Annotated in this window: 14 protein-coding genes; all 14 read right to left on the bottom strand. The window is 64.0% G+C overall.

What is annotated here, in order from left to right:
- Positions 1–10 precede the first annotated feature (10 nt).
- The 14 genes from glnT to P9217_RS05670 all read right to left on the bottom strand — a co-directional run bounded on the left by glnT (position 11) and on the right by P9217_RS05670 (position 12,139).
- Positions 11–1,318: a type III glutamate--ammonia ligase gene (glnT, locus tag P9217_RS05735; protein ID WP_066988949.1), complete on the bottom strand. Its 1,308-nt coding sequence runs from the start codon at positions 1,316–1,318 to the stop codon at positions 11–13.
- Between the two features lie 37 nt (positions 1,319–1,355).
- A complete protein-coding gene (locus P9217_RS05730; protein WP_066988947.1) occupies positions 1,356–2,684 on the bottom strand; it encodes an FMN-binding glutamate synthase family protein in 1,329 nt (442 codons plus the stop codon).
- A 6-nt stretch (positions 2,685–2,690) separates the two neighbouring features.
- Positions 2,691–3,422, bottom strand: coding sequence for a GXGXG domain-containing protein (locus tag P9217_RS05725; RefSeq protein ID WP_164746766.1), 732 nt, complete (start codon positions 3,420–3,422; stop codon positions 2,691–2,693).
- 4 nt (positions 3,423–3,426) lie between these two features.
- Positions 3,427–4,323: a glutamine amidotransferase family protein gene (locus tag P9217_RS05720; protein WP_278086449.1), complete on the bottom strand. Its 897-nt coding sequence runs from the start codon at positions 4,321–4,323 to the stop codon at positions 3,427–3,429.
- Positions 4,324–4,407: 84 nt separating this feature from the next.
- Complete coding sequence (locus P9217_RS05715) at positions 4,408–4,737, bottom strand: hypothetical protein (RefSeq protein ID WP_278086450.1); 330 nt, start codon at positions 4,735–4,737, stop codon at positions 4,408–4,410.
- Positions 4,734–5,423 carry a hypothetical protein gene (locus tag P9217_RS05710; RefSeq protein ID WP_278086451.1) on the bottom strand — a complete coding sequence of 230 codons (690 nt, stop codon included), beginning with the start codon at positions 5,421–5,423 and terminating at the stop codon, positions 4,734–4,736. The genes P9217_RS05715 and P9217_RS05710 overlap by 4 nt, the downstream gene beginning before the upstream one ends.
- Before the next feature lie 45 nt (positions 5,424–5,468).
- Positions 5,469–6,872 carry an amino acid permease gene (locus tag P9217_RS05705; protein ID WP_066988937.1) on the bottom strand — a complete coding sequence of 468 codons (1,404 nt, stop codon included), beginning with the start codon at positions 6,870–6,872 and terminating at the stop codon, positions 5,469–5,471.
- Positions 6,873–6,886: 14 nt separating this feature from the next.
- The gene (locus P9217_RS05700) at positions 6,887–7,048 is read right to left on the bottom strand and encodes a hypothetical protein (protein WP_082953998.1); all 162 of its coding nucleotides are present in this window, start codon (positions 7,046–7,048) and stop codon (positions 6,887–6,889) included.
- Positions 7,049–7,063: 15 nt separating this feature from the next.
- On the bottom strand, positions 7,064–7,441 hold the full coding sequence (locus tag P9217_RS05695; protein WP_067327765.1) for a hypothetical protein: 378 nt from the start codon (positions 7,439–7,441) through the stop codon (positions 7,064–7,066).
- Positions 7,442–7,452: 11 nt separating this feature from the next.
- Positions 7,453–7,740 carry a hypothetical protein gene (locus P9217_RS05690; RefSeq protein ID WP_066988933.1) on the bottom strand — a complete coding sequence of 96 codons (288 nt, stop codon included), beginning with the start codon at positions 7,738–7,740 and terminating at the stop codon, positions 7,453–7,455.
- Between the two features lie 299 nt (positions 7,741–8,039).
- Positions 8,040–8,771 (bottom strand): helix-turn-helix domain-containing protein, encoded by a 732-nt coding sequence (locus P9217_RS05685; RefSeq protein ID WP_127240608.1) that lies wholly within the window; start codon positions 8,769–8,771, stop codon positions 8,040–8,042.
- A gap of 188 nt (positions 8,772–8,959) precedes the next feature.
- Positions 8,960–9,745: a glucose 1-dehydrogenase gene (locus P9217_RS05680; protein WP_278086452.1), complete on the bottom strand. Its 786-nt coding sequence runs from the start codon at positions 9,743–9,745 to the stop codon at positions 8,960–8,962.
- Between the two features lie 12 nt (positions 9,746–9,757).
- Positions 9,758–10,522 (bottom strand): SDR family oxidoreductase, encoded by a 765-nt coding sequence (locus P9217_RS05675; protein WP_278086453.1) that lies wholly within the window; start codon positions 10,520–10,522, stop codon positions 9,758–9,760.
- A gap of 108 nt (positions 10,523–10,630) precedes the next feature.
- On the bottom strand, positions 10,631–12,139 hold the full coding sequence (locus tag P9217_RS05670) for a sugar ABC transporter ATP-binding protein (RefSeq protein ID WP_095776247.1): 1,509 nt from the start codon (positions 12,137–12,139) through the stop codon (positions 10,631–10,633).
- Positions 12,140–12,142 lie beyond the last annotated feature (3 nt).

Below are 12,142 nucleotides of genomic sequence, written 5' to 3'. Positions count from 1 at the left end.
CCGACGGGCTTTAGATGTCCAGCGTGTGGTCGCGCTCCCACTGCGTGAAGTGCGAAGCATAGGAATTCCATTCCTGTTGCTTCAGCTTTAGATATGCCGACGAAAATTCCTCACCCAGCGCCGCCTTCAGCGATTTGTCCTTGTCGAACTCACGCAGCGCATCGAGCAGGTTGAGCGGCAGTTTCGGCGCATCCGTCACGGTATGACCGAACTGGTACATGTCGATGTCGTAGCGCTTGCCGGGATCGGCCTTCGAGCGGATGCCGTCGAGGCCGGCAGCGATGATCACTGCCTGCAGCAAATAGGGATTGGCGGCGCCGTCCGGCAGACGCAGCTCGAAGCGGCCCGGTCCCGGCACGCGCACCATGTGGGTACGGTTGTTACCGGTCCAGGTCACCGTGTTTGGCGCCCAGGTGGCGCCCGAAATGGTGCGCGGCGCGTTGATGCGCTTGTAGGAGTTGACCGTCGGATTGGTGATCGCGGCAAGTGCCGAAGCATGCTTCATGATGCCGCCGAGGAAGTTCCTGCCCTTGGCGGACAGGCCGAGCTCCTCCGAATTGTCGGCGAAGACATTGGTCTTGCCGGTCTCGTCCCACACCGAGATGTGCGCATGGCAGCCATTGCCGGTCAGGCCCTGGAAGGGCTTGGGCATGAAAGTCGCGCGCAGCCCATGCTTTTCCGCAACTGACTTGACCATAAACTTGAAGAAAGAGTGCTTGTCGGCGGTCGCCAGCGCGTGATCGAAGGTCCAGTTCATTTCGAACTGGCCGTTGGCGTCCTCATGGTCGTTCTGGTACGGACCCCAGCCCAGCGCCAGCATATGGTCGCAGATCTCGGCGATCACGTCGTAGCGACGCATCACCGCTTGCTGGTCGTAGCAGGGTTTCGACGCCGTGTCGTACTGGTCGGAGATAGCGCTGCCGTCCGGCGAGATCAGGAAGAACTCGGCCTCGATGCCGGTCTTGACATGCATGCCGTCGCGGGCGGCCTCTTCGATCAGCCGCTTCAACGTGTTGCGCGGCGCCTGGTCGACGAGCTTGTCGTCCATCACGCACGTGGCCGCCACCCAGGCTACCTCCGGCTTCCACGGCAGCTGGATCACCGAATCCGGATCCGGCACCGCCAGCATGTCGGGGTGCGCCGGCGTGAGATCGAGCCACGTGGCGAAGCCGGCAAATCCGGCGCCGTCCTTCTGCATGTCGGCGATCGCCTGCGCCGGCACCAGCTTGGCACGCTGCCCGCCGAACAGGTCGGTGTAGGAGATCATGAAGTATTTGACGCCGTTCTCCTTGGCGAATGCGGCGAGATCGTTCCCCATTATAGTTCCTCGCTTATGTGATCCTGGATGGAGTGTCCTAGAAGCCGTTCTTCCCCGGTATCCAGTTGGTGCCGGCAAGCGGCACGCCGGCCATGGCGGCTGCTTCGATGCTGAGCGCGACCAGGTCCTCGGGCTCGAGATTGTGCAGGCTGTTCTTGCCGCAGGCGCGGGCAATGGTTTGAGCCTCGAGCGTCATCACCTTCAAGTAGTTGGCGAGCCGCCGACCGGCGGCGATCGGATCGACGCGCTTCATCAACTCGGGATCCTGCGTGGTGATGCCGGCCGGGTCCTTGCCTTCGTGCCAGTCGTCATAGGCGCCGGCCGTGGTGCCGAGCGCGTTGTAATCCGTCTCCCAGCGCGGGTCGTTGTCGCCAAGCGCCACGAGTGCGGCGGTGCCGATCGACACCGCGTCGACGCCGAGCGCCAGCGCCTTGGCGACATCGGCGCCGTTGCGGATGCCGCCGGAGACGATCAGCTGCACCTTGCGGTGCATGCCGAGGTCCTGCAGGGCCTGCACCGCCGGCCTGATGCAGGCGAGCGTCGGCTGACCGACGTTCTCGATGAATACTTCCTGGGTCGCGGCGGTGCCGCCCTGCATGCCGTCGACCACGACGACGTCGGCGCCGGCCTTCACCGCAAGCGCGGTGTCGTAATAAGGACGGGCGCCCCCGACCTTGACGTAGATCGGCTTCTCCCAGTCGGTGATCTCGCGCAGCTCCAGGATCTTGATCTCGAGATCGTCCGGGCCGGTCCAGTCGGGATGGCGCGAGGCCGAGCGCTGGTCGATGCCCTTGGGCAGCGTGCGCATCTCGGCGACGCGGTCGGAGATCTTCTGTCCCAGCAGCATGCCGCCGCCGCCGGGCTTGGCGCCCTGTCCGACGACAACTTCGATCGCGTCGGCACGGCGCAGGTCACGCGGGTTCATGCCGTAGCGCGACGGCAGGTATTGGTAGACCAGCGTCTTCGAATGGCCGCGCTCTTCCTCGGTCATGCCGCCGTCGCCGGTAGTGGTCGAGGTGCCGGAAAGCGTCGCGCCTCGGCCGAGCGCTTCCTTGGCCGGACCGGAGAGCGAGCCGAAGCTCATGCCGGCGATGGTGATCGGGATCTTCAGCTCGATCGGCTTTTTGGCGTGGCGCGAGCCCAGCACCACGCTGGTGTCGCAGCGCTCCCTATAGCCTTCAAGCGGATAGCGCGAGATCGAGGCGCCGAGGAACAGGAGGTCGTCGAAATGCGGCAGCTTGCGCTTGGCGCCGGCCCCGCGGATGTCATAGATGCCGGTCGCGGCCGCGCGGCGTATTTCGGAAAGCGTGTAGTCGTCGAAGGTCGCGGACTTGCGTGGCGTCGTCGGCGGGTTGCGGTAGGTCATCTTGCCTCAATACGCGTCGGCGTTGTCGATATTGAAATTGTAGAGCTTCCGGGCCGAGCCGTAGCGCTTGAACTCCGAAGCTTCGACGTCGGTGACACCGGCCTTGTCGAGCAGGCCCTGCAGCAGTTCGATATGCTCGGGCCGCATCTCCTTGGCGATGCAGTCGGCACCCAGGCTTTCGACCTTGCCGCGCACGAAGAGCCGCGCCTCATAGATGGAATCGCCCAGGGCGTCGCCGGCATCGCCCAGCACCACCAGATTGCCGGACTGCGCCATGAAGGCCGACATGTGGCCGATATTGCCGTGCACGATGATATCGATGCCCTTCATCGAGATGCCGCAGCGCGAGGAAGCATTGCCCTCGATGACCAGCAGCCCGCCGCGGCCGGTGGCGCCGGCATACTGGCTGGCATCGCCTTTGACCACGATCGAGCCGGACATCATGTTCTCGCCGACGCCGGGGCCGGCCGAGCCATGCACGGTGATCGCGGCACCATCATTCATGCCGGCGCAGTAATAGCCGACGCTGCCGCGCACATCGATGCTGATCGGCTGGTCGACGCCGACGGCGACCGAATGGCTGCCTTTCGGGTTGAGCACTTCCCAAGCGGTCTCGTTCGAGCCGGGGGTCAGCTGATGAAGCGCCTGGTTCAGCTCGCGCAGCGACTGTTCTGCGAGGTCGAAGACCCTCGCATGGCCTTGCTCGCGCTGCGCCTTCGGCATGGGTGTTGCAGGCATGAACTCAATGCTCCCAGAAATAGACCGTTGCGGGCTCCGGCTCCCAGACCCTCGCATTGTCTATGCCGGGCAATTTTGTGAGCGCGCGATATTCCGAGCCAAACGCGACATACTGGTCGGTCTCGGCCATCACGGCCGGCTTGCAGGCGATCGGATCGCGCACAACGCCGAAGCCGTTCTTGGTCCCGACGACGAAGGTGAAAAAGCCGTCGAGGTCGGAGAGCGTGCCTTCGAGCGCTTCGCCGAGATTCTTGCCATGCGCCATCCTGTTGGAGAGATAGGCGGCCGCCACTTCCGTATCATTCTCCGTCTCGAAGGTCATGCCTTCGCGCACCAGCTCGCGGCGGACATTGTTGTGGTTGGAGAGCGAACCGTTGTGCACCAGGCACTGGTCGGCGCCGGTCGAGAAGGGATGCGCGCCCATCGTAGTGACCGCCGACTCCGTCGCCATGCGGGTGTGGCCGATGCCATGCGTGCCGGTCATCGAGCGCACGTCGAAGCGATCGACGACGGCTTCCGGCAGGCCGACTTCCTTGTAGATCTCGACTGCTTCGCCGGCGCCCATGATGCGGATATCGGGCCGAAGCGACTGCAGCGCCTCACGCGCGGCGTCGACCTTGTCGGGCGTGGTGCGGATAACCGCATGCGTCGACTTCACCGCGACGCTCACCGGCGCGCCGACCGCCTTGGCGAGCTCGACGTCGAGGCCGCGGAAATCGCGCTCGGGCTTCGGCGACTGCACGGTGATCTTGGCCTCGTTGCCGGTCGCCGCGCCATAGATGGCGATGCCGGCGCTGTCCGGACCGCGGTCGCTGAGCGAGATAAGCATCTCCGACAGCATGGCGCCGAGCTTCCGCTCCAGCGTCTTGTCCTTGAGGAAAAGTCCGACGATTCCGCACATGTCAGCCTCCGACGTTTGTGGCTTCCAAATGGTGTACCGAATGAAATCCGCGAATTCAATGGCATGAAAGAAATTTTCCTCTGATTATATTTCCGTTCTCGCGCCGCCTGTAGCGTTGTCGCCGTCGGGATGGCCGTGGGCCCATATCGCGTGGCGGACCCGCGCTATCGTGTAGGCATCGAGGATCGACAACGCATAGATCAGGAACCCGCCGGCATGGCGACCGATGAAGCTGGCATCCGCCGGCGCCACCTTGGTTGTGACCCAGCCGAGGATCACCATGAAGAACAGGAACTGCAGGCCCCGCGCCGGCAAGCCGAGCATGACATGTCCGCTGCCCGGCAGGACGATCGCGGAGGCCAGCACAAGATAAGGGTTCGAAGGCCGGGCGGCGGGTTCGGTGGCGTTGCTCATGCGGCCTGCCTTTCGCACTGGTTGATCGCGTCGCGAACCGAGGCTGCGGCTTCGAGCAGTTTTTCGATCAATGTCGGATCGAGCCTCGCGTCGCCGAAAGCGGCTTGCCGGAACACACCGTAGCGCGCCCGATCGGCCTGGGCCAGCAGCCACACGATGCGCACGCCCTTCGGCGTGATCAGCAATTCCTTGGCGCGGCTTTCGCCGAATATCCCGGCATGCGCGGCGATCACCTCCTGCGGGAAGACGATGCCTTTGCGGTCTGTCCGCAGCACCGCCTCGTCGGGGAACGCCGCCGTCTTCGGCAGCGTGTGTTCGAGATGGTCGAAATTGGAGAAGCTCGTCGGCGATCCCGGCCGCATCATCATGTCGAAAACGCCCGGCACCGCCACCGGCTCGGTGATCGACACGCTGAGCCAGCGCGCGGGAAGCTTTCTGGTCGCGAGCGTGTCAACGATGGTACGCACCTGCGCTCGCTCGCCCTTGTGCGAACCCGCCCAGGTAGCGACGCCGGCCGTGCCGCCGGAGACGTCGATCGCGTCGCGAATAACGGCGCGGATGGCGGCCTCGTCGTCGGCGAGCGCCGCCCTGGCCCTGTTGCGGCTGGAGCGCGCAAGCCAGGCAAGGTGAAGGACGACCGCAAATACGATCGCCCCGGCAAACAAGATTGACGTCAACTCAGACATCTCGACACGCCAAGATCCGCCGCCAGGCGGCGGGTCTTTTTCCGTTCAATAGCCCTGCGGCTTCGGCCAGGGCATGGTGAACTGGTCGCCGCGGCGCACGAACTTGTAGCGGTAGAAGTGGAACCACAGCGAGATCAGGAAGTAGAAGGCGATCATCGCGATCAGCTGCGAGCCGAAGCCGAGGAAGATGGCGAAGAAGGTCACCACGCACAGGCAGAACAGCACGATCGCCGGCAGCGGATGGAAGGGATGCGTGTAGCCACGGCGGATCGAGCCGAGCGGCCACTTCTTGCGGAACATCATGATGTTGATGCTCATGAAGGTGTATTGCAGCACGCCCGACAGGATCGAGAAGGTGATCGCCTGGTTGAGATCGGCGATGAAGGCGAAGGCCAGCGCGATCGGCAGCAGGAACAGGATCGACCGATAGGGCGTGCGATACTTCGGATGCACCGCCGAGAACCAGCTCGGCAGGTAGCGGTCGCGGCCGAGCGAGAACCAGGCGCGGGCGGCGTCATTGATGCAGCCATTGGCCGAGGCAAGGGCTGCAAGCAGCGTCGCGATGAAGAGCAGGTTCTCGAGCAGCGGGCTGCCGGTCAGCTTGCCGGCGTCCCAGAGCGGATAATAGGTGATGCCGAGATATTCCCACGGCATCAGCGAGGCGCAGACATACCAGGTCATGGCGGCGGCGATCAGAAGCGTGATCATGCCGGCCATCGTGCCGTAGGGCAGGGAACGCGCCGGCGAGCGCACTTCCTCGGCCGCTTGCGTGGTGCCCTCGATGCCGAGATAGTACCAGATGCCGAACTGGAAGGCGGCGATCACGCCGATCCAGCCATAGGGCAGCGCGTTGCCGGGAGTGACCAGTTCGTTGAGCTTCAGCACCGCCCCTTGCGTCCATGGACTGACCGAAAAGAACAGGATGACGATCGAGATATAGGCGATCGCCGTGATGACGAAGTTGACGTTGAGCGTCATCAGCACGCCGCGATAGTTGAGCCATGCCAGCACGACGATGGTGGCGGCGATGAAGGAATTGTGGGTCAATCCCTCGACACCTGCTTTGGCAACGATGGTGTCGCCGAGCAGGATCGCATCCGAGACTTCGAGCATCGTGTAGGCAAAGACCAGGAACAGCGCGACGTTGAAAGCCATCAGTGGCCCGACGATGTGCTTGGCCTGCGCGTACTGGCCGCCGGCGGCGGCGACCGTCGACGTCACTTCCGAATCGATCATCGCGACCGAGGTGTAGAGCAGTCCGACGACCCAGCAGACGATCAGCGCGGCGAGCGCGCCGCCCTTGTCGGCGGCAAAATTCCAGCCGGTGAACTCGCCGACCAGCACGATGCCGACGCCGAGCGCCCAGACATGGGCGGGGCCGAGCACGCGTAGCAGCGAGACGCGGTCGCCGTGGACCACCGTTTCTCTCGTTTCAACCGCGACTGTCATTGGTGAGGCTCCACTCAGATCCGGTGCTTTTCGGAGACGGCTTCAAGCTCGCCTTCGCGCGAGGAGGTCAGCGTCTCCTCGGAATAGGTCGTGTCGACCTTGAACCAGTCGTAGAGCATCCACAGCGCGAGCAGGATCGAGATGCCCCAGCATGCGTAAGAGACTGTCATCCACATGATCGTGTTCCCGGGTTACTTGCCGTCGAACTTCTCGTTGATCACCTCGCGATATTCGCGATCGGAGGCGCGGAACAGGAAGACGAAATAGGCGATCAGCACCACCGCCATGATGATCAGCGTCGGCCAGTCGATGATGTAGTGGAAGCGGTTCTGGATGATGTCGTGGGCGGTCTCCGGCGTGTAGCCGAGCTTTTCCCAGATGGAGGCCATGGTCGCGTTCTGGCCGAGCGCTTCCCAGGTCTTGGCGTCGAGCACGTCGATCGATTTCGCAGCACCCGCGAGGCCGAGTTTCAGCGGCAACCAAAGCGCCACGAAAATGGCGACGACGACGACGGCGATGTCGAAGACCTGACCGGCCTTGCTCTGCTCCGGCGGAATGTAGCGGGACATGCTTTCTCCCTTCAGGACTGGCGGTTGCGGAACGCATCGGCGTTCTTGATGTCGAGGCCGTAGATGAAATCCTTGTCTTCCTTGTAGTGGTTGAGCATCGCCAGGATGGCGGCGGTGTTGAAGATCAGCACCGCGGCCGCGGCGATCACCACCACGAGCTTGATCCCGCTGTCGGGGATGTAGGCCCAGGTCATCAAGAGGACGAAGAGGATCGTCGCCCAAAGGCAGACGATCAGGAGCACGGATCCGCGCACGTCGGAACGGTACAGCGCTTCGATGCGCTGCTTAAGGTCGGACATCGGTTTTTCCCCTTTTCTCGACGTCCGGCCCCGCAATCGACCGGGCGTCCACTCTTTCAACAGAGTGAAATTTTTTTCATAAGTTCTGCCCGAACCGCGAAGTTGTCAAGCCGGTTTTCCGTTCGGTAAACGGTTTGGGGGTCCGCCGCAGGATTGCCTGTGGATAAAACTATTTGCCTGCAGGATAATTGCCGCGGACGGCACAGCGCCGGCACGAGCTGGTGGAAATGCCACGGAAATGCTTCGCGAGGTCGGACCTTCGACGAATGCGTCACCGACGATGTCCGGGTTCGGGTTGGTCAGGTCGTGCTGTTCTGCGGATAGCAGATGATGGAGAGATAGCGCATCGGCAGCTGTGTCAGTTCTTCCGGCCCATGCGGCGCATCGGCGTCGAAGAACAGGCTGTCGCCCGGCTTCATCGGATAGAGATTGCTGCCGTGCCGGTATACGACCTCGCCCTCGAGCATATAGAGGAACTCCATACCCGCATGCTGGAAGGTCGGGAACACGTCGGAGTCCTCGGTCAGCGTGATCAGATAGGGCTCGACCACCACGCCGCTGGTGTTGGCGCCGATATGGCCAAGCAGATTGTACTGGTGGCCGGCGCGTGTGCCGCGCCGCTCGACGTCGACGCCTTCGCCGGCCTTGACGAAGACGGCGGCGCGCTCTTCCTCGAAGCGGCGGAAGAAGGCCGTGACCGGCACGCCGAGCGCCCGCGACAGCGCCTGCAGCGTGGTTAGCGACGGCGAGGTGATGCCGTTCTCGATCTTCGACAGCATGCCCAACGAAATGTCGGTGGCGGCCGCGAGATCGGCGACGGTGATGCCGAGCTTCTTGCGGAAGGCGCGCACCTCATGGCCGATCGCCACCTCCAGCACTTTCTCGCGCGTGTCGCGGACGGCGTGCGGATTCTGCGTCAGCGGCGCGCGGATGGTTCGCACGGTTCGCCCGTCCGCCGAGACGCTCTTCGGCAACGGCTTGGCTTGGTCGCTCGCGCCGGAAGGCTTGGTGTCGGTCGTCTTCTTCGCCATGGCGCCCCTCAACTTTCCGCCGATTTATTTCACTCGAGGTGAACATATTCGGTGGCGATACAGGAGCGCAATCACGGCGGCAAGCCGTCTTATGTCGCAGAACCTGCGATGAAATCGGCTGTCGCGACCCGGCTGCCTGGGTCGCAGCGAGGCTGGCGCCGCGGTCACTCAACGCATCGCAGGCCTTCTCACGACATGATCAGGCCGCCGTCGACATTGATGGTCTGTCCGGTGATGTAGGCCGCGTCATCGCTGGCGAGAAAGCTGACGAGGCCCGAGACGTCTTCGCCGCTGCCGGCGCGGCCCATCGGGATGTTCTTCACCCATTCCGCCATCAGCTCGCCCGGCTTGTAGTCGCCGAGCAGCTGGCCCCATGCGGTGTCGTTATAGGCCCACATGTCGGTGTCGATGATGCCGGGGCAGATGGCGTTGACGGTGATCTTCTCCTTGGCCACTTCCTTGGCCAGGCTCTGCGTGATGCCGACAACCCCGAACTTCGACGCGGCGTAATGCGGCGTGTAGATGAAACCCTGCCGCGCCTGGCCGGACGCGGTATTGATCAGCCGGCCGCCTTGGCCGTGCTTGCGCATGCGCGCGATCGCTTCCTGGCAGCACAGGAACACGCCTTTCGTGTTCACCGCCATCACCTTGTCCCACTCGGATTCCGTCATCGCCTCGATTTTGGCGATGGTGATGACGCCGGCGTTCTGCACCGAAATGTCGACCCGACCGAATTCATTCTCCGCGAGATCGTAAAGCGCTTCGACCTCGTCCTTCTTCGTCACGTCCATGCGCATCGAGGCGACCTTCGCGCCCGCAGCCTTCAGGCCGGCGGCGACCTCGTCGACGCGCGGATCAATGGCGCTGATCACGACCGCAGCACCTTCCGCCGCGAAACGCTTCGCCATGGCCGCACCGATGCCGCCGCTGGCGCCTGTGACGATTGCCGTCTTTCCTTCGAAACGCTTCTGCACTTTTTCTTTCTCCTACCAGCAGACGAAGCCGCCATCGACGATGAGGTCGATGCCGGTGACGAAACTCGCGGCCCGGCTCGCCAGGAACACGGTCGGCCCGACCATTTCCTCAGGCGTCGCCATGCGGCCCATCGGCGTGTCGCGCTCGAAGATTTTGACCTGCTCGGCGACCTCCGGCCGCTTGTTCATCGGCGTCAGCGTGTAGCCGGGGCTCACCACATTGACGCGCAGGCCGCGATCGGCCCACTCCATGGCGAGGCTCTTCGACATGTGGATCACCGCCGCCTTGGACGAATTATAGTGCGCCTGCGTCAGGCCGCGGTTGACGATCGAGCCGGACATCGAGGCGATGTTGATGATCGAGCCTTTGCGCCGGGGCAGCATGACGCGCGCCTCGGCCTGGCAGGACAGGAACACGCCGCTGACATTGACGTCGTAGAGCTTCTGCCACTTCTCAATCGGCAGCGTCTCGGCGGGTTCGGCACCGGCGACGCCGGCATTGTTGACCGCGATCGTCAGCGCGCCGAGTTCCTTTTCGACGCGTTCGACCGCTGCCGCGAGATCGCTCTGCGATGTGACAGTTCCGGTCAGCACCAGCGCCTTGCGGCCGAGCGCCCTGATCTTGTCGGCCGTGTCTCCCAGCCCGCCCTTCGAGCTGTGGCCGAAGCAGGCGACATCGGCGCCGGCTTCCGCCAGACCGATGGCGATCGCTTGACCGATGCCGCTGCCGGCGCCCGTCACCAGCGCCACGTCGCCATCAATATCGAACAGTTTCATCTTTCTCCCTCTCCCTGAAAGAAGGGGCGCCAGCCCTGCTGGCGCCCCGCGCGGTCCGGTGCTTGGGAGGCTATCACCTGCTGCGCTTTATTCCCATCTGCCGTGCCCTCAGCTCGTGGCGAGTTCCATCACGGCGACATTGCTTGCTTCGTCGCGATCGAGGATGCCGCGCTGGCGGCCGCGGCTCAGCACCAGAACCCGGTGCGAAAGCCCCAGCACCTCCTCGAGATCCGAGCTCACCACCACCACGGCCATGCCCGAGCGGGCAAGGTCGGCGATGACATCGTAGATCGCCGCGCGGGCGCCAACGTCGATGCCGCGCGTCGGCTCATCGAGGATGAACACCTTGGGCGGCCGCGACACCCATTTGGCGATGATCACCTTCTGCTGGTTGCCGCCGGAAAGTTTTGAGACCGCCTGGTTCGGCCGACCCTTGACGCCGAGCCTCGATATGCCGGCCTCGGCGAACCTCTGAACCGCTTTGGGAAACACCCAGCCCTTCGGTGCGACATGATCGAAATTGCCGATGGCGAGGTTCTCGCCGATCGTCTGCTCCAATACGACGCCCTGTTCCTTGCGGTCCTCCGGCACCAGCACGACGCCGGCCCTGATCGCCGCCGCGGGGCCGCTGAGATGAACAGGCTGGCCCGCGACCCGCACCGCGCCGGACGAGATTGGATCGGCGCCGGCGATCGCCCTGACCAGTTCGGTGCGGCCGGCGCCGATCAGCCCGGCGATGCCCAGGATTTCGCCCGATTTCACCGCGAACGAAACATTGTTGAAGCTGCGCTCCGGCGAGGACAGGTTCTCGACTTCGAGCACTGTCTCGGTGCCCGGCGCCGACAGCTTCGGGAACATGCGTTCGACGCTGCGTCCGACCATCTGCTCGACGACCGTGCGCACCGGGATGTCGGCGCGCTCGTGCCGGGCGACGATGCGGCCGTCGCGCATTACCACCACACGGTCGGCGATCTGAGCGATCTCGTCCAGCCGGTGGCTGATATAGATGAAGGACATGCCTTCGGCCTTGAGCTTGCGGATTTGCTTGAACAGCAGCTCCGTCTCCTCGCCGCCGAGCGCGGCGGTCGGTTCGTCGAGGATCAGAAGCTCGGCATTCAGCGTCAGCGCCTTGGCGATCTCCACCTGCTGCTGTGCCGCGACGCGCAGCGTGCGTACCTTGCGCTCCGGCGAGACGTCGAGGCCGAGGCGCTTCAATTGCGCCGAGGCCTTCGCGTTCATGGTTGCCCGGTCGATGCGGCCGCCCCGCATCGGCAGCCGCCCGACATAGACATTCTCCGCCACCGATAGGTCCGGCAGCAGCTTCAATTCCTGATGGATCATGCCGACGCCGGCCTCGATGGCCGCGGCGGGATTGGCGGGGGAATAGGGCTTCCCCCGCCAGATGATGGTGCCGGCATCAGGCTTGGTCGAACCGGCGATGATGTTGGACACCGTCGACTTCCCGGCACCGTTCTCGCCGAGCAGCGCCACGACCTCGCCCGGCCGCACCTCGAAGCTCGCATCGGCCAGGACCTGCACCGGTCCGTAGCTCTTGCAGAGGCCGTTGACGAAGAGCCCGTTATGCGGGCCTTCGCTATGGCGAGGTTCAGTGGACATCGT

This window comes from Mesorhizobium sp. WSM4989, from assembly GCF_029625795.1.
GTDB lineage: Bacteria > Pseudomonadota > Alphaproteobacteria > Rhizobiales > Rhizobiaceae > Mesorhizobium.
Note: the sequence above shows the minus strand (reverse complement) of the source record. Positions and strands in the feature narration are given on the sequence as shown.

What these genes read in the sequence shown, in the direction of transcription:
- glnT (WP_066988949.1), bottom strand. Translation starts at nt 1,318, where the DNA reads ATGGGGAACGATCTCGCCGCATTCGCCAAGGAGAACGGCGTCAAATAC.
- P9217_RS05730 (WP_066988947.1), bottom strand. Translation starts at nt 2,684, where the DNA reads ATGACCTACCGCAACCCGCCGACGACGCCACGCAAGTCCGCGACCTTC.
- P9217_RS05725 (WP_164746766.1), bottom strand. Translation starts at nt 3,422, where the DNA reads ATGCCTGCAACACCCATGCCGAAGGCGCAGCGCGAGCAAGGCCATGCG.
- P9217_RS05720 (WP_278086449.1), bottom strand. Translation starts at nt 4,323, where the DNA reads ATGTGCGGAATCGTCGGACTTTTCCTCAAGGACAAGACGCTGGAGCGG.
- P9217_RS05715 (WP_278086450.1), bottom strand. Translation starts at nt 4,737, where the DNA reads ATGAGCAACGCCACCGAACCCGCCGCCCGGCCTTCGAACCCTTATCTT.
- P9217_RS05710 (WP_278086451.1), bottom strand. Translation starts at nt 5,423, where the DNA reads ATGTCTGAGTTGACGTCAATCTTGTTTGCCGGGGCGATCGTATTTGCG.
- P9217_RS05705 (WP_066988937.1), bottom strand. Translation starts at nt 6,872, where the DNA reads ATGACAGTCGCGGTTGAAACGAGAGAAACGGTGGTCCACGGCGACCGC.
- P9217_RS05700 (WP_082953998.1), bottom strand. Translation starts at nt 7,048, where the DNA reads ATGTGGATGACAGTCTCTTACGCATGCTGGGGCATCTCGATCCTGCTC.
- P9217_RS05695 (WP_067327765.1), bottom strand. Translation starts at nt 7,441, where the DNA reads ATGTCCCGCTACATTCCGCCGGAGCAGAGCAAGGCCGGTCAGGTCTTC.
- P9217_RS05690 (WP_066988933.1), bottom strand. Translation starts at nt 7,740, where the DNA reads ATGTCCGACCTTAAGCAGCGCATCGAAGCGCTGTACCGTTCCGACGTG.
- P9217_RS05685 (WP_127240608.1), bottom strand. Translation starts at nt 8,771, where the DNA reads ATGGCGAAGAAGACGACCGACACCAAGCCTTCCGGCGCGAGCGACCAA.
- P9217_RS05675 (WP_278086453.1), bottom strand. Translation starts at nt 10,522, where the DNA reads ATGAAACTGTTCGATATTGATGGCGACGTGGCGCTGGTGACGGGCGCC.
- P9217_RS05670 (WP_095776247.1), bottom strand. Translation starts at nt 12,139, where the DNA reads ATGTCCACTGAACCTCGCCATAGCGAAGGCCCGCATAACGGGCTCTTC.